The following is an 18,687-nucleotide window of genomic DNA, read 5'->3' as shown; positions in this document are numbered from 1 at the left end:
AATGCAGGGGTTTGGAGCCCGGTGTTTGCGCGCGGATCCGCGCTACCAGCGCAGCACCACCGCGCCCCAGGCCAGGCCGCCGCCAATGGCCTCGGCCACCAGCAGATCGCCGCGCTTGATCTGGCCACGCGCGACCCCGACGGACAGGGCCAGCGGGATGGACGCCGCCGAAGTATTGCCGTGATCCTGGACCGTCACAACGACCCGATCCATGCCGACACCCATCTTTTGCGCGGTGCGCGTAATGATGCGCAGGTTCGCCTGGTGCGGCACGATCCAGTCGACATCCTCGGCCGTGGCGCCTGCTTTCTCCAGCGCGGAATGCGCGGTTTGTGCAAGCTTTTCAACGGCATGTCGGAAAACCTCGCGGCCTTCCATCTTCAGCACGCCGGCCGAGCCGGTGGCCGAGACGCCGCCATCGACATAAAGCAGATCGCGGAACCGGCCATCCGAATGCAGGTCGGTGGCCAGCACGCCGCGGTCGGCGGCCGTGCCCGCCTGCTCCTGCGCTTCCAGCACCAGCGCGCCCGCGCCATCGCCGAACAGGACACAGGTTGTGCGGTCGTCCCAATCCATGATCCGGCTGAAGGTTTCCGCCCCGATCACCAGCACGCGGCGCGCCTGCCCCGAGACGATCAGCGCGTTCGCATTGGCCAGCGCATAGACGAATCCCGCGCAGACCGCCTGCACGTCGAAGGCGAATCCCCCCTCCATCCCGAGGCCCGCCTGCACCATGGTGGCAACGGAGGGGAAGGTCAGGTCGGGGGTCGAGGTGGCGACGACGACGGCGTCGATATCGGCCGGGGTCAGCCCGGCCATGTCCAGCGCGGCGCGCGAGGCGGCGACGGCCATCTGGCTGGTGGTCTCGCCCTCGGCGGCGAAATGCCGACGCTCGATGCCCGAGCGCGACCGAATCCACTCGTCGCTGGTATCGAGCGTTTTTTCGAACTCGGCATTCTCGACCACGCGAGAGGGGAGGTAGTGGCCGATTCCGACCGGGACGGCACGCAAGGTCATTCAACGGCCCCTTTGCCCTGGTCGCCCTGCATGGCGGCGGCGGCGGCATGTTCAGCCTGCGAAATCCGTGCGGCGAGGCGCTTGTTGAAATCAGAGGCGGACAGGCGGGCCGCCAGCTTGATCGCCGCGGCCACGCCGGTCGCGTCCGAGGCGCCATGCGATTTCACCACCGTCCCGTTCAGGCCAAGGAACACCCCGCCATTCACGCGGCGGGGGTCGATGCTCTTGGACAGACGGCGCAGCGAGGTATAGGCCAGCAGCGCCGCGATCCGGCTGAGCGGCGTGTAGGTGAAGGCCTCGCGCAGGCGCCCGCTGATCATCTTGGCGGTGCCCTCGCCGGTCTTCAGCGCGACATTGCCGGTGAAGCCGTCGGTGACGATCACGTCCACCTTGTCCGAGGGCAGATCGACGCCCTCGACGAAGCCGACGAATTCGAAATCGGCCGCCGGGGCCACGCGCGCGATCAACTCCGCCGCAACCTTGATCTCGGCGCGGCCCTTGTGTTCCTCGGTGCCGACATTCAGCAGCCCGACGCGCGGGCGGGCCAGGTCCATGCCGTTGCGGGCATAGCTGGCGCCCATCAGCGCGTATTGCAGCAGATCCTCGGCATCGGCGCGGATATCGGCGCCCACGTCCAGCATCACGTTGAAGCCCGACGGGTTGCGAGATGGCCAGAGACAGGCGATGGCCGGACGATTCACGCCCTCGATCTTGCGCAGCCGTGTCATCGACATCAGCATCAGTGCGCCGGTGTTGCCGCAGGAAATCGCAACCTCGGCCTCGCCGGCCCGGACGGCTTCGATGGTCGACCACATCGAGGTGTTCTTGCCATGGCGGAGCACGCTGGACGGTTTCTCGTCCATGCGCACCACGCCCTCGGCATGGCGGATCTCGCACCGCTCGGACAGGCCGCGCTTGCGCTCGACCAAACGTTCGAGATCCGGGCGGTTTCCGTGCAGGATGAACCGCAGGTCCGGATTCTTGGCCACCGCGGCGGCCATGCCGTCAATCACAACAGACGGTCCCCGATCACCGCCCATGGCGTCGATCGAAAGGACCGTTCCGGGAATCGAGTCACCGGTTAGTGCCGTGCCGTCACCCATCTTCGGCCTGCCGCCGAGACCGGCTTATGCCGCGTCTTCGTCGAGATCGATCTCGTCGGCCTGGGCCACGACCTCACGGTCGTTATAGGTGCCGCAGGACGGGCAGACATGGTGGGGGCGCTTGAGTTCGCCGCAGGAGGGGCACTCGTTCGGATTGGCCGCGGTCAGCGCATCATGGGCGCGGCGCATGTTGCGGCGGGACCGCGTGACCTTGTTCTGGGGGACAGCCATGTCTCAACCTCGAATTTCGAGGGGCCCCGCCCAATCGCGCCGGCCCCGTGTTCCATCGTCTCTTTATCTCGTCTGCCCCCTTGCGCCAAGGCGCTGATCCGGGTCTGGCGGGCCGATCTGGTCCACCGTTTCGGCAGCGCACGGGCTTGCGCGCCACACTCGACATCCGGGGGCGAATGAGGCCGGGAACATACTCGGATTCCCCCGCCATGCAAGCGTTTTTCCAAGGGCCTTTTTCGAGGCCTCAGCCGTCGCCGTTTTCGCCGCCCGCCAGCTTGTCGCGCAGCGCCTTCAGACCGGCCAGGGGCTTGGCATCCTCGTCGGTCATCGGGTCGGTGCCCGGCTCGGCAAAGACGGCTTCGCCAAGGTCGGCGCCCTCGGCGCGCGGGTAATCCGGCAGGTGCAGGGCCAGCGCTTCGGCCATGACAAAGGCCGGGTCGATCCGGTCGGGCAGCGGTTCCGTCGTGTCGTCTTCGGGCATTTCCGCCTCGCCCTTGTCGTCGGGATCGGGGGGCGTCATGTCGGCGAGGAATCGGCGCGTGATCGGCATGTCGATGCGGGTGACGACCGGGTCCAGTGTCACGACGCAGGGCTGCACGACCGTCGCGCCGAGCGTCGCCTCAAGCCGCCAATCGGCCTTGCCCTCGGGGATCAACTCGCCCTCGAAGCGCAATTTGCGGATGCCGTCGATGCCAAGCTCCTCGGCCAGCGCGGCGCGCTCTGTGGCGTCGGGGGTCAGGGAAAAGCCATGCGAGGCGGCGCGCGACAGGCGCGCGGGCGTCAGTGGTGGCGTGGCCTTCGGGGTCTCGGTCGTCATTCCGGCGGCTCCTGTCGGGCGGAAAAAGGGGACAGCGGGCTGGGCAAGCCGGGTCAGGCGCTGAACTTGCCCCGTCGTCTGCCATAAGTTAAGGCGATACAAAGGCCAGACGCGCCGTGCAAGTCGCAGCCGGACCCGGATCGGTTCGGGCAGAGAGAGATCAGAGGCACCATGGGCACCACATTCGCCACCCGTCTTTCCCGCAACAGCCGCCGGATCGCGCTGGCCATGGCGCTTGGTCTTGGGCTGGCGGCCTGTTCGGCGACCTATGACAATCACGGATACGTTCCGCCGGCCGAGGACCTTGCACAGGTGCAGATCGGCGACAGCCGCGAGCAGGTTGCCGAAACGGTGGGCCGCCCCGCGACGTCCGGTGTCATGCGGGACGAGGCGTGGTTTTACACCGCCTATCGCGTGCGGAACTTCACCTATCGCGCCCCCGAGGTGATCGAGCGCGATATCGTCGCCATCTCCTTCGATGCCGGCGGCCGGGTCAGCAATGTCGAACGATTCGGCCTGGAAGACGGGCAGTATGTGCAGCTTTCGCGCCGCACGACCGCGGCCACGGTCGAGAACCTCGGCTTCTTCCAGCAGCTTCTTTCGAATTTCGGCCGGATCAATCTTGGCGACACACTCTGATTTCTTGAAGAAGGTGTCGTGTGCGGCAAGGCGTTGCTTGCCGCGACACGCCGCAGAGGTCATTTTCATCTCGTGTCAAATCCCCGTCATTCGGGGCCGCTAGGACCGGGGCGAGTCTCGGCAGGGCAGGAGGTGCGAGAATGCTGAACCTCGCGAAAGGACGCTATCGGGCGCGGCTGGCCTCGACGCCGGACGATATCGAGGCGGCGCAGCGGCTGAGGTGGCGCGCGTTCCGGGGGCAGGGCACCCCCGGTGACGGGCGCGACAGCGACGATTTCGACGCGGCCTGCGCCCATGTCCTGATCGAAGAGGCCAGGACCGGGGCGCTGGTGTGCTGTTTCCGGATGCTGCACCTGCCCTCCGGGGCCGAGATCGGGCGGAGCTACTCGGCGCAATTCTACGAATTGTCGGCCCTGTCCGAATTCGACGGGCCGATGGTCGAGATGGGACGCTTCTGCATCGACCCGGACCGGCGCGACCCCGATATCCTGCGCGTGGCCTGGGGCGCGATGACCTCCTATGTCGATGAACAGGGGGTCGAGATGCTGTTCGGCTGCTCGTCCTTCCACGGGACCGAGGCGCGGGACTATTACGACGCTTTCGCACTGCTGCGCGACCGGCACCTTGCGCCGCCGCGCTGGCTGCCGCGGGTCAAGGCGCCCGCCGTTTTCGATTTCGCCAAGCGGCTTCGGCGCAAGCCCGACCTGAAGCGCGCGCAGGCCAAGATGCCGCCGCTTCTGCGCACGTACCTGCTGATGGGCGGCTGGGTCAGCGACCACGCGGTGATCGACCGCGACCTCGGCACGCTGCATGTCTTCACGGGGCTGGAGATTCGCGCCGTGCCGCCCGGGCGCGCGCGGCTGCTGCGGATGGTGGCGGGGTAGGGAATCGCGCCACCTGACGCCCGCGCGGTGTTTTGCGAAAAGGGACCTCAAGACCGAGAAGATCCCATGCCCAACAAAGTCGAAACCCTTCTGACCGACTTGCCGGCCGCTGAGCGGATCGGCCCGATGCCGCGCCTGAGCCCCGGTGCCCGGCCTTGGCGCTGGTCCTACGGCGCGGGTGCGCCGGGGCGGTCGGGGTTTCGGCTCAATGCCGCCACCGCCCCCCTGGTTTTTGGCGTGTTCATGGCCGTGCTGCTGGTCGCGATCCTTGTCGCGAACCTGTCGAGCGGGGTGCTGGACGGGGGCCAGCTGCGTGCGGCCGGGTTGATCGTGATCGTTCTCCTCGTGCTGGTCGGGCCGCAGATCCGGCGCAAGATGAACGGCACGCTGCAATGGCGCCGCGAGGTCGAGATCACCAAGCGCAAGGTCCGGGTGACCGACCGGAGCGGCAAGGCCGTGGAGACGTGGAAGGAACCGTTGAGCGCCTATCGCGATATCCACCACCGGATCGGCCATGTGACCGGGTTCGACCCGTCCGGCGTGGGCAGTTCCAAAGCGGTGCCGCTCGACGTGATCGAGTTGCGCCACCCCGATCCGGGCCGGACGATCTACCTGCATGGCAGCGCCCAGACCTCGACCGGCGGGATGAGTCCGATGGACCTGATCCGCGCCGGTCGCAAGGGGCGGAGGAAAGAGGTGGAGGCCGCCGTCGGCAGCACACGCAACCCGCGCGTCGTGGCCCTGCTGAGGCAGCTGGAGCGCGAGTTGGGGATGCCGGTGACGCGCGAGACCTGACGGCGCGAGCTCATCGGCAGAGGTTTCCCGCGCTGGCGCGCGCGATCCGCGCCGGGGCTGGCGCCCCGGCGGTTCAGCGCCCTTCGTCCGGCGGGGCCGCAACAGGGCGGTATCGAGCCACGTGCCGCCGAGGGGGCGACTCTGCGCACCTGCATGGCGCTTGAAAAGGGCGAGGCCCGGGGCGGCGACGGGATCGGCAGCGCCAAGGTCGAGCGCGTCGCAGCCCAGGGCCTGAAGCTCCACCATGGCGCGCCAGAGAAGCAGGTTTCCGGCCGAGGCCGCGCGCCCCTCGGGGCGGGACCAGCCGATCTGGTAGGTGGCGCGGCGTCCGTGGCGCAGGAACAGCATCGCGGCCACGCGCTGCCCGGCCAGATGCGCGGTGAAAAGCTGCGCCCCGCCGGGGTGGGCGGCGGCCAGCGCCGCGATCAGGACGGGGGGCAGCGGGCGGTAGCCGAGGCGGCGCGCGGCACGGTGTTCGGCGCGCAGCAGCCAGTGACCCGGATCGGCGGGGAAGGGGCGGCGGGTGACATGCAGCCCGCCGCAAAGCGCGCGGCGCACCCGGTTTCGGAAGCGGGGATCGAGGCGTGCGGCCATTCGGTCGAGATCGGGGGACAGGGCAAGCTCGGCGATCCAACGCGGCCCGGCGATCCGCCGATAGCCGGCGCGGGCGAGAACCTGCGCCTGTGCGGGCCTGTCCGCATGGATGACCAGATGCCGCGCGCCCAGATCGGCGCGCAGCCCAGGGGCCAAGCCGGGGGCGAGATCGCCTGTCGGGCGCGACAGCATCGCCACCGGCCCCAGCAGCGGCACGCGTCGCAAAAGCGCGCGACATCCGGGCCATCCGGGCACCGGGCGGCTGTCGGCACCGAGGTGGGCGCAGGCCGCGAACCACAGCGCGCTTTGCTGGAGTGGCACGCCGGGCAGCACGGCAAGGCAGGTCGCGTCAGGGCGACTCGCATGAAAATCGGTAGACTCAAGCATGGGCACGACCCTACGCGCCCATGATGAAGATCCGGTTAAGCGCGGATCAGTTTCCCAGCTCGACCAGCGCGTGCCGCTTCTTGCCGGCCGACAGCTTGATCGGCTGGGCCAGGTCGGAGGCCGAGACCATCAGCCCCGCATCGGTGAGCGGTTCGTCGTTCAGCCGCGCGCCATTGTCGGCGATCAGGCGCTTGGCCTCCTTGCCGGATTTGGCGAGGCCCGAGCGGGTGATGAGTTGCACCACCGAAATGCCATCGCCGACCTCGTCCGCCGAGAGCGTCAGGGTGGGAAGATCCTCGCCCATGCCGCCCTTCTCGAACACCTCGCGCGCGGTCGCCTCGGCGGCTTGCGCGGCCTCGGCCCCGTGCAGAAGGGTCGTGACCTCGTTGGCAAGCAGGATCTTGGCCTCGTTGATCTCGGAGCCTTCCAGCGCGCCGAGGCGGTCGCATTCGGCGACCGGCAACTCGGTGTAGAGCTTCAGGAACCGGCCCACATCGGCATCGGTCGTGTTGCGCCAGAACTGCCAGAACTCGTAGGGGCTGAGCAATTCGGCGGAGAGCCATGTCGCGCCGCCCTGGCTCTTGCCCATCTTGCGCCCGTCCGAGGTGGTCAGAAGCGGCGTGGTCAGGCCGTAGATCTCCTGATCCAGCACGCGGCGGGTCAGGTCGATTCCGTTGACGATATTGCCCCATTGGTCCGAGCCGCCCATCTGCAGCACGCAGCCCTCGCGGCGGTACAGTTCGAGGAAATCGTAGGCCTGCAGGATCATGTAGTTGAATTCGAGGAAGCTGAGCGATTGTTCGCGGTCGAGCCGCGATTTCACGCTTTCGAAGCTGAGCATCCGGTTGACCGAGAAATGCCGCCCGATATCGCGCAGGAAGTCGAGGTAGTTCAGCCCGTCGAGCCAATCGGCGTTGTTCATCATCACCGCGCCGGTGGGCGGTTGGCCGTAATCGAGGTAGCGCGCGAAGACGCGGTTCATGCCCGCGATATTGGCGTCGATCTGGGTGGGCGTCAGAAGCGGGCGCTCATCGGCGCGAAAGCTGGGGTCGCCCACCTTGGTCGTGCCGCCGCCCATCAGGGTGATGGGGCGGTTGCCGGTCTTCTGGAACCAGCGCAGCAGCATGATGTTCAACAGGTGCCCGACATGCAGCGACTGCGCGGTGGCGTCATAGCCGATATAGGCGGTGACCGGCCCCTCGATCAGTTTCTCGTCAAGGCCCTGCAGGTCGGTGCAGTCGGCCAGGAACCCACGCTCCTTGATGATGCGCAGGAAGTCGGATTTGGGCTGGTAGGTCATCGCACTTTGCGTCCATGCTGCGGTGGTGAAAGCTGGCTATAACGGGCGCGGGCATGAAGGAAAAGGGGCAGCGGTGGCGCATGGCGGGCGCGATGTCGGGCACGTCGCTGGATGGCGTGGACCTGGCCGTGATCGAAACCGACGGTGTGAGCGTCACCGGCTTCGGCGAGACGCGCTATCGCCCCTATACCGAGGCCGAGCGCGCGGTGATCCGCGAGGGGTTCGGCACATGGCCCGGGGACGGGCGGGCCGAGGCGGCGGCGCGCGTGGTCGAGGCGGCGCATCTGGAGGCCCTGGAGGGGCTGGAGGAGGTCGAGGCGCTGGGCTTTCACGGGCAGACGCTGGCCCATGACCCGGAGGGCGGGCGCACGCACCAGGCGGGCGATGGCGCGCGGCTGGCCAAGGCCTCGGGGCGGCAGGTGATCTGGGATTTTCGCAGCACGGACATGGAGTTGGGCGGGCAGGGCGCACCGCTTGCGCCGTTCTATCACTGGGCCTGCGCGCACTGGATCGGGGCCGAAGCGCCTGTGGCGTTCCTGAACCTGGGCGGGGTGGGCAACATCACCTGGGTGGACCCGCTGGCCTCGGGGCCGGAGGTGCCGGGGGCCTGCATCGCCTTCGACACGGGGCCTGCGAATGCACCGATCGACGATTTCATGGTGGCGCGGGGCTTGGGGCCGCGCGACGAGGGCGGGGCGCTGGCCTTGCGCGGGCGGCCCGACCGCGACGTGCTGCGCGCGGCGCTGGGCGAGCGGTATTTCGCCCGGATGCCGCCGAAATCGCTGGACCGGGACGACTTCTCGGGGCTGCTGGAGTGTCTCGACGGGCTGTCCGATGCCGACGGGGCGGCGACGCTGGCCGCGCTCTGCGTCTCGGCGGTGGGGGTGGGGATGCAGCATCTGCCATCCTTGCCCGCGCGCGTGCTGGTCACGGGCGGCGGGCGGCATAATGCGGGCCTGATGCAGGGCTTGCGGGCGACGCTCTCCTGCCCGGTGGAGCCGATGGAGGCGGTGGGCCTCGACGGCGATTTCCTCGAGGCGCAGGCGTTTGCCTATCTTGCCGCGCGGGTGATGCGTGGCTTGCCCACCAGCGCGCCGGGCACGACGGGGGTGGCGGCGCCGGTGGGCGGCGGTCGGCGGTCGCGGCCCTGAGGGCGACCAATGAAGCGGAGCGGCTGGCGCCGCGTTGGTCTTGCCTCGCCTGCGGCCCTTGCGGGCCTCGGCTCAGGTTTTGGGGGCTCTGCCCGTCGCCATTGTCTCTCGGACCAATGGCGTTCCAATGACGACCCCCCGGCATATTTGATTGGATAAAGATTTGGCTCTAGCCGCGCGGGATGTCGAAGCCGGGGGCGGCGAGGGTGAAGCCCTCGAAGCGGAAACCGGGGGAGACGGTGCAGGAGACCAGTGTGTAGGCGCCTGTGGGGCGTGCCATTTGCCAGTGGTCCTTGGGGACGATCAGCTGCGGGCGGCCTTGCGTCAGATCGGGGGTGAGCAGGTGGTCGGTGGCGGGGCCGGCCTCGGATCCGGCCAGCGACAGCAGGAGGGGCGCGCCGGCGTGGTAGTGCCAGATCTCGGTGGCATCGACCTTGTGCCAATGGCTGGTTTCGCCCTGTTTCAGCAGGAAGTAGATGCTGGTGCCGGTGGGGCGGCCGGGGGTGCCCTCGTCGATCCAGGTCTGGCGGTAATGGCCGCCCTCGGGGTGCGGGTCGAGGTGGAGGGTGGCGATGATCTCGTCTGCCGTCATGGGGCGCTCCGGGGGCTGGTTCCTTGCGGAAGGTGTCGCTAGCGTCGGGCCGAGGCTAGAGCGGGAGCGCGGGCATGAAAACCATCGTCATCGGGGGCGGGATCATCGGGGCGGCGATTGCCTGCCGCTTGGCGCAGGCCGGGCAGGAGGTCGTGGTGATCGACGCTGGGGCAGGGGCGACGGCGCAGTCCTTTGGCTGGATCAATGCGAGCTTCTCCCTCGATGCCGATCATTTTCGCCTGCGCGAGGCCGGGATGGCGGCATGGCGGCGGCTGGGGGACCTGCCGGGGTTGAACTGGCAGGGGTCGTTGAGCTGGGAGGTGCAGGGCGCGGCGCTGGAGGCGATGAAAGCGGAACTGGAGGGGTTCGGCTACCCGGTGGAGCGGGTCGGGGCGAAGACCATACGGGACCGGGTGCCGGGGCTGGCGATGGTGCCGGAGGCGGCGCTGGTCTGCCCCACGGAAGGGTCGGTGGAGCCGGGGCAGGCCGCCGCGGCTCTGATGGCCCGTGCCGTGGATGCGGGCGCGCGGCAGGTGGCCGGCGCGCGCGTCCTGGAAATCGTGGAGCGTGCGGGCCGGGTGGCCGGGGTGCGCACGGAATGGGGCATGGTGCCGGGCGATGCCGTGGTGGTGGCCGCCGGAGCCGGGGCGCCTGCACTGGTGGAGCCGCTGGGGGTCGCGCTCCCCATGTTGCCGCGTCCGGGCGGGTTGATGATCAGCCGACCTTTGCCACGGCTGCTCGACACGATCCTCGTCGCACCCGAGCGGGAGATCCGGCAGGACGCGGATGGGCGGTTGATCGTGCCCGGCTCGGTCTCGCACCAGGGCGATGAGAGCGCCTCATTGGACCGCCCGCCGGAGGCGCTGGCCGACAGCGCACGGGCGGCGGTGTCGGCGCTGTTCCCGCGCGTGACCATCGACTGGGCGCGGATTGGCGTGGCGATGCGGCCCGTTCCCGGCGACAAGCGCCCGGTGATCGGGGCGGCGGGGCCGGAGGGGTTATACCTTGCCGTGATGCACTCCGGCGTGACGCTGGCCGCGATCGTGGCCGAGGCCCTGGCCGACCGGATGGCGGGCGGCGAGGCCTATGCGGATCTGGTCGCGCCCTATGACGCGGGGCGGTTTGGCGCGGCGTAGTCGCTTGCCGCGCCCGCAGAGGGATTGCCCATGGCCTGCGCCTTGATCTGGTCCGAGGTCAGGCGCGAGCCGTCATGGCTCCACCCCGGCGGTTTCACGGCGTAGTTCCACCGCTCGCGCCAGGTCAGGCCGGGGCGAAAGAGGTCGCGGAATATCGCCACCCATTCATGGAAGGCCACGCGGATCGGGTTGAAGGTGCCAAGGTTCTGCACCAGCCCGTAATCGGGTTTCTCCGCCGCGTCCTCGGGCACGAAGGTGCCGAACATCCTGTCCCAGATGATGAAAACACCGGCGTAATTCGCGTCGAGGTAGCGCGGGTTGCGGCCGTGATGCACGCGGTGGTGGGAGGGGGTGTTCATCACCGCCTCGACCCAGCGGGGCATCCGACCGATCGCCTCGGTATGGATCCAGAACTGGTAGATCAGGTTCAACCCGCCGACAAACAGCACCATGGCCGGGTGAAAGCCCATCAGGATGAGCGGTGCGCGCACCACCATCATGAAGGTGAAGGTGCCGGTCCATGTCTGCCTGAGCGCCGTGGTCAGGTTGTAGTGCTGGCTGGAATGGTGGTTCACGTGGCTGGCCCAGACCCAGCGGATGCGGTGCCCGAAGCGGTGCACCCAGTAGTAGCGCAGGTCATCCAGCACGAAGCACAGCGCCACGACCCAAAGCGAGGTGCCGAGATCCAGCGGCGTGATCGCCCAGAGCGCCATGAAGAAGCCCCAGGCGATGAACCCCAGTGCGATCCCCGAGGCGACATTGCCCGCCCCCATGATGAGCGAGGTGACGGCGTCGCGCGTCTCGTAACGCCCGCCGCGGCCCGAGATATGGATCCAGATCAGCTCGACCAGGATGGCGGCGATGAAGATCGGCACGGCCCATTGCACGACGTCCGGGTAGGTGAGTTGGTCGGTCATGCGGGCAGGGCCCCTTTCGTCTCATGTGTCGGGATCAGCCGTGCCCAGGTCTCGCGCGCCTCGGGCGACAGGCGGACGCGGACGCCGGGGGCGGCGAATTCATGCAGGTCGATGCGCAGCCCGCGTCGCGTGGTGCGCAGGGTGGCGCCGGTCAGCAGATGCGCGGTGGAATCCGCCCCCATGGCCCAGACGAGGCCAGGCCCGTCGGGCGTTTCGACAAGGGCCGCGGCGCGATCCTGCGACAGGTGGACGGTGCCCGGTCGGCTGATAGGGTATTGCCGCAACCAATGGGTGCGGGCGCTGTCCTCGTCAAAGGTCAGCGGCCTGGAATAGCCGAAAAGGTGCAGCAGCAGCGCGATCCCCGCGATGCCGCCGAACACCAGCGCCAGGAGCAATTCCAATTGCATCGGTTGCGGCCCCTCCCAAAGCCGGTGACGCGACCTTGGCATGTTTCCCGCTGGTGGATGCCCTGTCAAACCGGGCGTTGCGTCAGGCTAGCGTTACGGAACTTGCCTGCGTGGCTCCGGCGGGGCGGTTCGGTCCGGTCGCGGGCAAGATAAGGGAGGCTTGCAAACCGCCCTCAGGCCGGTTTTCGAGGAGAAGCGTTCCACGGGTCTGCTCGGCGAAGCCCAGCACCATGGACAGGCCCAGGCCCGAGCCTTGTCCCAGGGGTTTGGTCGTGACGAAAGGATGCAGCACGTCTTCCATCATGTCAGGCGGAATACCCGGCCCGGTATCGCACACATGGATGGCGCAGAACTCGCCCACCAGCCGATGCCCGTCGCGGCGCATCGGGCCCTTGGTCTGCGGGGTCGGGAGGGCCAGGCGTTCGGCGTAGATCTCGATCGTGCCGCCATCGGTCATCGCGTCGCGCGCGTTGATGACAAGGTTCAGAAGGGCCGTGGACAAAAGGTTGGGGTCGGCATGCACGGTCAGCGTCGCGGCGGGAAGGTGGATGTCCAGATCGACATTGGCCGGCAGGACGCGGTTCAGCATCGCGCCGAGGCTGTCGAGGTAGCCCGGCAGCCGGATGGTCTCGGGCAAAAGCGTCGCGCGCCGCGAAAAGGCCAGCAGTTGCGCGGTGAGCGTGGCGGCGCGGCGGGCGGCCTTTTCGACCTCGTCGATCAACTGGTCGCGCTCGGTCCGATCCTCGATCTCGCGGTAGAGGTCCAGATTGCCGAGGATGACGGTCAGGATGTTGTTGAAATCATGCGCCACGCCCCCGGTCAGCCGCCCCACGGCCTCCATCTTCTGGCCCTCGGCGCGCAACCGCTCGGCCCGTCTCAGCCGATTGTGAACGGCGATGTTCGAGCGGTAGCTGAGCAGGAAGTAGGCCATCAGGATAATGGTGCCGGTCACGACCATGACTTGCTCAGGCCAGCTTTCGGCACCCTGGTAGAGATCGTTCGCCACCACCCCGCCGCCGATCACGATCAGCCCCTGGTCCCACACGGCGACGATCCCGAGGCCGCGGTGCTGCACCAGATTGTGCAGTGCAAGCGCCAGGAAGCCGACGATGCCGATGAAATGCAGCGCCGGATCGGAGAACGTCACCAGATAGACGGGCAGCGCGGTGTAGAGCCCCGAGAGCGAAAAATTCAGGAGGAGCGCCAGAAGGTAGCGATTGCGCCCTACCGGTCGTTCGACGCCCGAAAGCGCGACAAGATAGACCGCGTTCAGGGTAAGGTAGGAGACGATCCAAGCAAGGCACAGCCAGTCGCCCGAGAAGAACCAGGCCAGGAAGCCGCCGGCCGTGATCCCCGACCAGCGAAAGATCATCTCCGTCCAATGGCTGCCATCGGCCTCGATCAGAAGCGCCATCTGCGGATGAAGGTCCCGCGTCGCGCCCGTGCCGCCGGTAGGGGGCGCAACAGCCTCGGGCGTGGCGGGCGCTTGCGCGTGGCCGGGTGGGCCGTGGGGTTGCGGGACCATGTTCATTCCATGCCCAGATTGAAACGCACGCCCCCCGAGGTCCAGAGAAAGCGTTGCATTGCCCGGGTTTACCTTTTGGGGTGATGCAAGCGGGATGTGGAAAAGGCCGGGTTTTTGGACCCGGCCTTTTCGAAAGCGTCATTCAGGCGGCAGGCTCAGCCGCGCAGGATGCCCTTGCCCGCGTAATGCGCGGTCTCGTCCAGCATTTCCTCGATGCGGATCAACTGGTTGTATTTCGCCAGCCGGTCCGAGCGCGCCAGCGACCCGGTCTTGATCTGTCCGCAATTCGTGGCCACGGCGAGGTCCGCGATAGTGGCGTCCTCGGTCTCGCCCGAGCGGTGCGACATGACGCAGGTCATGCGGTTGCGATGGGCGAGGTTCACGGCGGCCATGGTCTCGGACAGGGTGCCGATCTGGTTGACCTTCACCAGCAGGGAATTGCCGCAGCCCTTCTCGATCCCTTCGGCCAGGCGCGCGGGGTTGGTCACGAACAGGTCGTCGCCCACCAGCTGCACGCGGTCGCCCAGCGTGTCGGTCAGCATCTTCCAGCCTTCCCAGTCATCCTCGGAGCAGCCATCCTCGATGGACAGGATCGGGTAATCCCCGCAGAGCGCCTCGAGATAGGCGACGTTTTCCTCGGCCGAGAGCGTCTTGCCTTCGCCCGCCATGACGTATTTGCCGTCCTTGAAATACTCGGTCGAGGCGCAGTCGAGCGCCAGCATGATGTCGTCGCCCGGCGTGTAGCCCGCCTTCTCGATCGAGCGCAGGATGAAATCCAGCGCGTCGCGGGTGGAGTTCAGGTTGGGCGCAAAGCCGCCCTCGTCGCCGATGCCCGTGGACAGGCCCGCCGCCGACAGCTCTTTCTTCAGCGTGTGAAACACCTCGGCCCCCATGCGCACGGCTTCGGCGACCGAGGAGGCCGCGACCGGCATGATCATGAATTCCTGGATGTCGATCGGGTTGTCGGCATGCTCGCCGCCATTGATGATGTTCATCATGGGCACGGGAAGGACATGGGCAGCGGTGCCGCCGACGTAGCGATACAGCGGCTGCGCGGTGAAATCGGCCGCGGCCTTGGCGGTGGCGAGGCTAACGCCGAGGATGGCGTTTGCGCCCAGCCGGCCCTTGTTCTCGGTGCCGTCCAGCTCGCACATGGCGGCGTCGATGGCCTCCTGCTCGGTGGCGTCGAACCCCACCAGTGCCTCGGCGATCTCGCCGTTCACGGCGGCCACGGCCTCCAGCACGCCCTTGCCCATGTAGCGGGCCTTGTCGCCGTCGCGGCGCTCGACGGCCTCATGCACGCCGGTCGACGCGCCCGAGGGCACGGCGGCGCGACCCAGGGTGCCGTCTTCCAGCGTGACGTCCACTTCGACGGTCGGGTTGCCACGGCTGTCGAGGATTTCGCGCGCGTGGATGTCGATGATGTAGCTCATGTGGGGCAGCTCCGCTTGCAGCCGTTTCGGTTGCCGCAGGGTCTAACGCCCGGGGCGTCCCGTGGGAAGGGGGGAGGTCGCCACAGCCCGCCGCGCCGCCGTTTCGCGCCAGAACGTATAAAGGCCCGTGGCGATCACGATGCCCGCGCCGATCAGGGTCGCCGCATCCGGGCGCTCGCCGAAGACGACGGCGGCGATGATGAAGGCAAAGACAAGCCGCGTGTAGCGGAAGGGGGACACAACGCCGATCTCGCCCACCCGCATGGCCGCGGTGATCGCGTAATAGGCCACCAGCGCACAGGCCAGCGCGCCGAAAAGCTGCGCGGTTTCAGTTGCGTCGGGCATCACGGCGCCGCCGAAGAGGATCAGCAGCACCGCCCCCGCGCTGGCGGCGGCGAGAAAGCCCCAGCACCCCAGCAGCAGCGTCGAGATCTCGCGCGGGATGGGCCGCGTGGCGAGGTCACGGCCCGACAGGCCGATCGCCGCCCCCACGGCCCAAAGCGCTGCCGGCTCGAACCCGGACAGGCCGGGGCGCAGGATGACCAGCACGCCGACCATCCCGATCCCGATGGCAAGCCAGCGCCGCCAGCCCACATGCTCGCCCAGGATCACGGCGGCGCCGAGCGTCACGAGCAGCGGCGACGACATGATGACCGAGGACAGCGTCGCCAGTTCGATCTTCGACAGGGCGATGACGAAACAGACCGTGCCGAGGATTTCCGAGGCATTGCGCGCGAGAACCGGCTTGGACAGGAAGGCCGGAGAGGCAAGGTTCGCCCCCTGCATCCTGGCCGCGACCCCGAAAACCAGCGCCCCGCCGACGCCGAAGAACAGAATCACCTCGCCCACGGGCAGGCGGTCGACCGTCATCTTGATGAACATATCGGCCAGCGCGAAGGCCAGCATCGCCAATGTCATCCATGCCATGCCCTTGATGTTATCCATTTCTGTCCTCGCGGGTGGGTCCTGGCTGGCCTACATCGCCGCCGCGGCGAGGGAAAGACCGGCTGGATCGCCTCCGATCCCGCGCGACGCCGCCCGAGCAGAAAATTCGGCAATTTTCTGCGGCCCCGTGTCGGCCTTGCGCCCGATGTTCCTGTCCCGGCTTCTGTCTGCGTTCGGTGTCACGCCGCGCCCGGACCTGCACCCATCTTTATCCGGAAAAATATGCCGGGGGAGCCGCCAAAGGCGGCGGGGGCAGAGCCCCCAACGCGGGCGCAGCCCGCGCGGGGCGACGGGCCGCAGGCCCGGCGCAATCCCCCGAGGACTCAAAGCCGCCGCAGGGCCGTTTCCAGGTCGCCGTAGCCGGTGAACCGCCGCTCGAACCCCAGCCCCAGCCGCTCGGCACAGGCGCGCGCCTTTTCCGTCAGCGCGGGGTCGTCGGTCTGGGCCTGGTAGACCAGTGTCTCGTAATTCCCGAAATACATGTCCCGAAGCCCCGGGTGCCGGTCGAGGCCGAGCGGGCGCGTCACGAAGGCATCGAATTGCCGGACAAGGAAATCCGTCAGGTAGAAGGCCGTCATCTCGCCCCGTTCGGCGAACACCTCATTCCCCTCGAAAAAGCTGTAGCAATGCGGGCCGTCCAGCATCTCGACTCCCAGCTCGGCGCAGCGCGCCTGCAACAGACCGCCCGTGCCGCAATCGGCGTAGAGCACGAAGATCTGCGCGTAATCGCCCCGGTTCGCCGCCACCTCCTGTGCGACGGCATCGGGGATCTTCTCGGGGTGGTTGTGCAGGATCGCGGGCAGGCAGGCGAGGTCGAGGTGATCCCAGCCATTCGCGGCCTTCAACGCCAGCACTTCGCGCGCCAGCGCCCCGCAGCCGATCAGCAGGACACGGCCACGCCCCTCGGGCGGCAGGCCATGCTCGGTCAGTTCGACATCGTCGAGCCAGGTCACGCGCGGCGTCCCAGCAATGCGCGGGCGACAAGGGCCGCAAGCAGGAGGCCGCCCATCGACGCACCGCCCGCCACCGGGCCGACCCAAGCCGCAAGCGCCACAGTTGCGGCGGCGGCGGTGATGACGAGGCCAAGGATCAGGGCGAAACGGGCAGGGGGCATGGGGTGTCCTCTTTCACGCGACCAATATGGGGCTGCGCCGGGCGGGCGTGAAGGTCAGCGCGCGACGAAACGCGGCCCCAGAACGGCCAGGACCAGCCCCGACAGCACCACCAGCGCCGCCAGCGCCTCGCCCCCGGTGATGGTTTCGCCCAGAACGAGCGCAGCGACCGTAAGGCCCACCACCGGGATCAGCAGCGCGAAGGGCGTGACCGAGGCCGCAGGGTGGCGCGACAGGAGGTTGCCCCAGATCGAAAAGCCCAGCACCGTCGAGATGAAGGCGACATAGGCCACCGCCAGCCAGCCCGTGAGGCTGAGTGCCGCGATCTGGCCGAACGGGTCGCTCCCCTCCCAGGCCAGCGACAGGCCCAGCATGGGCAGGGGCGGCACGAGGCTCGCCCAGACAAACAACGCGGTCATGTTCACGCCGGGCGATTTGCGCAGCACGAGGTTGCCGCAGGCCCAGGAAAGCGCGCCGATCAGGATGAGGCCAAGCCCCAACAGGGTGACATTGCCGCCCCCCGCGATCCCGAACAGCGCAAGGCCCGCGCAGGCCAGCGCGATCCCCACCGCCTGCACCCAGCGGACCCGTTCGCGAAAGAAGATCGCGGCCAGGATGATGGTGATCGGGGCCTGGCTTTGCAGGATCAGGCTGGCCAGCCCCGCCGTTACGTCGGCCCGCATCGCGGTGAACAGAAACGCGAATTGCCCGGTGTTGATGAACGCGCCCACGCCGAGGATCGTCCACCAGGGCGCGGGTTTGCGGAAGAAGGCCAGAAGCGGCAGCAGGATCGCGAAACGCAATCCGACGAACAGAAGCGGCGGCAACTCCTCCAGCCCGATCTTCATCGCGGTGAAGTTCGACCCCCAGGCGAGGACGACCACCAGCACCAGCAGGATGTCGCGGGCGGGCATCAGCGCGGGCGCGGGACGGGCAGGCGTCCGTCCTCGGTCAGCAGGAACACGTCGCGCCCCTCTATCGCCACCGCCGAAAGCGGCCCGCCATAGGCCGCGCCGGTGTCGATGGCCAGCCGGTTGCCTGCATGGGTGACATCCTCGACCGGGGTATGGCCATGCACGACCAGAGGCCCGTGATCGTGCGGGTCGTCGAGGAACCCGTCGCGGATCCAGATCAGCTCCTCGGGGTCTTGGTCCTCGAACGGGATGCCGGGGCGGATGCCCGCATGTACGAACAGGCACTCCCCCGCTCGGTGCCAGCGCGGCAAGCCCGCAAGGAACTCGCGATGGGCGCGCGGAATGCGGGCGACGGCCTCTTCATGCACCTCGTCGGGCGGCCCTGTCGGATCGACATCGTAGGAGGCCAGCGTTGCACCGCCGCCGGCCTTGTCGGAGAGGTAGCGCACATGCGGCGGGTCGCGCGGATCGGGGCCGGGCCCCGTCTCCAGCCAGCGCGTCAGCATGGCGTCGTGATTGCCGGTCAGCGTGACAATGCGCGGATCGCTTGCCCGCAGGCGCATCAGGTAGGCGATCACGCCCGCGCTGTCCGGCCCGCGATCCACCAGATCGCCGATATGGATCAGCGGGGCCGAGCCGGTGCCATGGGCGGCCCGGTCCGCGTCGATGCGGGCGTGCGCCGCGCGCAGCTTGGTCAGGTGTCCGTGGATATCGCCGATGGCATAGAGGGTCATGCGGCGACAAAAGACCTATGGCACGGCGCCTGCAAGCCCAAAGAGGGCGCGCCT

Annotated in this window: 20 protein-coding genes and 1 pseudogene; 5 read left to right on the top strand and 16 right to left on the bottom strand. The window is 68.2% G+C overall.

Annotated features, from left to right (window positions below; translation table 11 throughout):
- Positions 1–42: 42 nt before the first annotated feature.
- The 4 genes from ABD923_RS15205 to ABD923_RS15190 all read right to left on the bottom strand — a co-directional run bounded on the left by ABD923_RS15205 (position 43) and on the right by ABD923_RS15190 (position 3,168).
- Positions 43–1,017: a beta-ketoacyl-ACP synthase III gene (locus tag ABD923_RS15205; protein ID WP_259552781.1), complete on the bottom strand. Its 975-nt coding sequence runs from the start codon at positions 1,015–1,017 to the stop codon at positions 43–45.
- Complete coding sequence (gene plsX / locus ABD923_RS15200) at positions 1,014–2,120, bottom strand: phosphate acyltransferase PlsX (protein ID WP_259552802.1); 1,107 nt, start codon at positions 2,118–2,120, stop codon at positions 1,014–1,016. Before plsX ends, ABD923_RS15205 begins: the two co-directional genes overlap by 4 nt.
- A 24-nt stretch (positions 2,121–2,144) precedes the next feature.
- Complete coding sequence (gene rpmF, locus ABD923_RS15195) at positions 2,145–2,351, bottom strand: 50S ribosomal protein L32 (RefSeq protein WP_222187046.1); 207 nt, start codon at positions 2,349–2,351, stop codon at positions 2,145–2,147.
- 244 nt (positions 2,352–2,595) lie between these two features.
- Positions 2,596–3,168, bottom strand: a complete 573-nt coding sequence (locus tag ABD923_RS15190) for a YceD family protein (RefSeq protein ID WP_259552804.1) — start codon at positions 3,166–3,168, stop codon at positions 2,596–2,598.
- 171 nt (positions 3,169–3,339) lie between these two features.
- Here ABD923_RS15190 and ABD923_RS15185 point away from each other — a divergent pair, with 171 nt between their 5' ends.
- The 3 genes from ABD923_RS15185 to ABD923_RS15175 all read left to right on the top strand — a co-directional run bounded on the left by ABD923_RS15185 (position 3,340) and on the right by ABD923_RS15175 (position 5,486).
- Positions 3,340–3,807: an outer membrane protein assembly factor BamE gene (locus ABD923_RS15185; RefSeq protein ID WP_259552814.1), complete on the top strand. Its 468-nt coding sequence runs from the start codon at positions 3,340–3,342 to the stop codon at positions 3,805–3,807.
- 140 nt (positions 3,808–3,947) lie between these two features.
- Positions 3,948–4,691 (top strand): GNAT family N-acetyltransferase, encoded by a 744-nt coding sequence (locus ABD923_RS15180; protein WP_259552823.1) that lies wholly within the window; start codon positions 3,948–3,950, stop codon positions 4,689–4,691.
- A gap of 66 nt (positions 4,692–4,757) precedes the next feature.
- Positions 4,758–5,486, top strand: coding sequence for a hypothetical protein (locus ABD923_RS15175; RefSeq protein ID WP_259552824.1), 729 nt, complete (start codon positions 4,758–4,760; stop codon positions 5,484–5,486).
- 252 nt (positions 5,487–5,738) lie between these two features.
- Here ABD923_RS15175 and ABD923_RS19165 read toward each other — a convergent pair.
- Both ABD923_RS19165 and tyrS read right to left on the bottom strand, forming a co-directional pair.
- Positions 5,739–6,080, bottom strand: a pseudogene (locus ABD923_RS19165) (GNAT family N-acetyltransferase); the annotation flags it as partial.
- 433 nt (positions 6,081–6,513) lie between these two features.
- Complete coding sequence (gene tyrS / locus ABD923_RS15165; protein ID WP_259552828.1) at positions 6,514–7,767, bottom strand: tyrosine--tRNA ligase; 1,254 nt, start codon at positions 7,765–7,767, stop codon at positions 6,514–6,516.
- Between the two features lie 53 nt (positions 7,768–7,820).
- Here tyrS and ABD923_RS15160 point away from each other — a divergent pair, with 53 nt between their 5' ends.
- On the top strand, positions 7,821–8,918 hold the full coding sequence (locus ABD923_RS15160; RefSeq protein WP_259552830.1) for an anhydro-N-acetylmuramic acid kinase: 1,098 nt from the start codon (positions 7,821–7,823) through the stop codon (positions 8,916–8,918).
- Between the two features lie 169 nt (positions 8,919–9,087).
- Here ABD923_RS15160 and ABD923_RS15155 read toward each other — a convergent pair whose 3' ends face one another.
- Positions 9,088–9,510, bottom strand: a complete 423-nt coding sequence (locus ABD923_RS15155) for a cupin domain-containing protein (protein ID WP_259552831.1) — start codon at positions 9,508–9,510, stop codon at positions 9,088–9,090.
- A gap of 74 nt (positions 9,511–9,584) precedes the next feature.
- Between ABD923_RS15155 and ABD923_RS15150 the strand changes: the two genes are divergently transcribed.
- Positions 9,585–10,646, top strand: a complete 1,062-nt coding sequence (locus tag ABD923_RS15150) for an NAD(P)/FAD-dependent oxidoreductase (RefSeq protein WP_259552833.1) — start codon at positions 9,585–9,587, stop codon at positions 10,644–10,646.
- On the opposite strand, the gene ABD923_RS15145 is transcribed toward ABD923_RS15150, so the two are convergent.
- From ABD923_RS15145 to ABD923_RS15105, 9 genes are all read right to left on the bottom strand, one after another.
- Positions 10,616–11,563, bottom strand: a complete 948-nt coding sequence (locus ABD923_RS15145) for a sterol desaturase family protein (protein WP_259552834.1) — start codon at positions 11,561–11,563, stop codon at positions 10,616–10,618. The two genes, ABD923_RS15150 and ABD923_RS15145, sit on opposite strands and share 31 nt — an antisense overlap.
- Positions 11,560–11,970 carry a hypothetical protein gene (locus ABD923_RS15140; protein WP_259552835.1) on the bottom strand — a complete coding sequence of 137 codons (411 nt, stop codon included), beginning with the start codon at positions 11,968–11,970 and terminating at the stop codon, positions 11,560–11,562. Before ABD923_RS15140 ends, ABD923_RS15145 begins: the two co-directional genes overlap by 4 nt.
- Before the next feature lie 82 nt (positions 11,971–12,052).
- Positions 12,053–13,495, bottom strand: a complete 1,443-nt coding sequence (locus ABD923_RS15135) for a sensor histidine kinase (RefSeq protein ID WP_259552843.1) — start codon at positions 13,493–13,495, stop codon at positions 12,053–12,055.
- A 155-nt stretch (positions 13,496–13,650) separates the two neighbouring features.
- Positions 13,651–14,928, bottom strand: coding sequence for a phosphopyruvate hydratase (gene eno, locus ABD923_RS15130; RefSeq protein WP_259552846.1), 1,278 nt, complete (start codon positions 14,926–14,928; stop codon positions 13,651–13,653).
- A gap of 42 nt (positions 14,929–14,970) precedes the next feature.
- Positions 14,971–15,873 (bottom strand): DMT family transporter, encoded by a 903-nt coding sequence (locus ABD923_RS15125; protein ID WP_259552855.1) that lies wholly within the window; start codon positions 15,871–15,873, stop codon positions 14,971–14,973.
- Between the two features lie 323 nt (positions 15,874–16,196).
- Positions 16,197–16,826 carry a DUF1638 domain-containing protein gene (locus ABD923_RS15120; protein ID WP_259552857.1) on the bottom strand — a complete coding sequence of 210 codons (630 nt, stop codon included), beginning with the start codon at positions 16,824–16,826 and terminating at the stop codon, positions 16,197–16,199.
- Positions 16,823–16,987, bottom strand: a complete 165-nt coding sequence (locus tag ABD923_RS15115) for a hypothetical protein (protein ID WP_259552859.1) — start codon at positions 16,985–16,987, stop codon at positions 16,823–16,825. The genes ABD923_RS15120 and ABD923_RS15115 overlap by 4 nt, the downstream gene beginning before the upstream one ends.
- A 54-nt stretch (positions 16,988–17,041) precedes the next feature.
- Positions 17,042–17,899, bottom strand: coding sequence for an EamA family transporter (locus tag ABD923_RS15110; protein ID WP_259552861.1), 858 nt, complete (start codon positions 17,897–17,899; stop codon positions 17,042–17,044).
- Entirely contained in the window at positions 17,899–18,633 is a 735-nt protein-coding gene (locus tag ABD923_RS15105; RefSeq protein ID WP_259552863.1) for a metallophosphoesterase family protein, read from the bottom strand. Before ABD923_RS15105 ends, ABD923_RS15110 begins: the two co-directional genes overlap by 1 nt.
- Between the last annotated feature and the right edge of the window lie 54 nt (positions 18,634–18,687).

The organism is [Roseibacterium] beibuensis, assembly GCF_039542305.1.
Taxonomy (GTDB): Bacteria; Pseudomonadota; Alphaproteobacteria; order Rhodobacterales; family Rhodobacteraceae; genus Roseibacterium; species Roseibacterium beibuensis.
This window is presented reverse-complemented; position numbering and strand designations above follow the sequence as displayed.

Coding starts and splice junctions, on each gene's coding strand:
- ABD923_RS15160 (WP_259552830.1), top strand. CDS start 7,821: ATGAAGGAAAAGGGGCAGCGGTGGCGCATGGCGGGCGCGATGTCGGGC.
- rpmF (WP_222187046.1), bottom strand. CDS start 2,351: ATGGCTGTCCCCCAGAACAAGGTCACGCGGTCCCGCCGCAACATGCGC.
- ABD923_RS15190 (WP_259552804.1), bottom strand. CDS start 3,168: ATGACGACCGAGACCCCGAAGGCCACGCCACCACTGACGCCCGCGCGC.
- ABD923_RS15175 (WP_259552824.1), top strand. CDS start 4,758: ATGCCCAACAAAGTCGAAACCCTTCTGACCGACTTGCCGGCCGCTGAG.
- ABD923_RS15185 (WP_259552814.1), top strand. CDS start 3,340: ATGGGCACCACATTCGCCACCCGTCTTTCCCGCAACAGCCGCCGGATC.
- ABD923_RS15205 (WP_259552781.1), bottom strand. CDS start 1,017: ATGACCTTGCGTGCCGTCCCGGTCGGAATCGGCCACTACCTCCCCTCT.
- ABD923_RS15115 (WP_259552859.1), bottom strand. CDS start 16,987: ATGCCCCCTGCCCGTTTCGCCCTGATCCTTGGCCTCGTCATCACCGCC.
- ABD923_RS15105 (WP_259552863.1), bottom strand. CDS start 18,633: ATGACCCTCTATGCCATCGGCGATATCCACGGACACCTGACCAAGCTG.
- ABD923_RS15155 (WP_259552831.1), bottom strand. CDS start 9,510: ATGACGGCAGACGAGATCATCGCCACCCTCCACCTCGACCCGCACCCC.
- ABD923_RS15150 (WP_259552833.1), top strand. CDS start 9,585: ATGAAAACCATCGTCATCGGGGGCGGGATCATCGGGGCGGCGATTGCC.
- eno (WP_259552846.1), bottom strand. CDS start 14,928: ATGAGCTACATCATCGACATCCACGCGCGCGAAATCCTCGACAGCCGT.
- plsX (WP_259552802.1), bottom strand. CDS start 2,120: ATGGGTGACGGCACGGCACTAACCGGTGACTCGATTCCCGGAACGGTC.
- tyrS (WP_259552828.1), bottom strand. CDS start 7,767: ATGACCTACCAGCCCAAATCCGACTTCCTGCGCATCATCAAGGAGCGT.
- ABD923_RS15145 (WP_259552834.1), bottom strand. CDS start 11,563: ATGACCGACCAACTCACCTACCCGGACGTCGTGCAATGGGCCGTGCCG.
- ABD923_RS15135 (WP_259552843.1), bottom strand. CDS start 13,495: ATGGTCCCGCAACCCCACGGCCCACCCGGCCACGCGCAAGCGCCCGCC.
- ABD923_RS15180 (WP_259552823.1), top strand. CDS start 3,948: ATGCTGAACCTCGCGAAAGGACGCTATCGGGCGCGGCTGGCCTCGACG.
- ABD923_RS15110 (WP_259552861.1), bottom strand. CDS start 17,899: ATGCCCGCCCGCGACATCCTGCTGGTGCTGGTGGTCGTCCTCGCCTGG.
- ABD923_RS15140 (WP_259552835.1), bottom strand. CDS start 11,970: ATGCAATTGGAATTGCTCCTGGCGCTGGTGTTCGGCGGCATCGCGGGG.
- ABD923_RS15125 (WP_259552855.1), bottom strand. CDS start 15,873: ATGGATAACATCAAGGGCATGGCATGGATGACATTGGCGATGCTGGCC.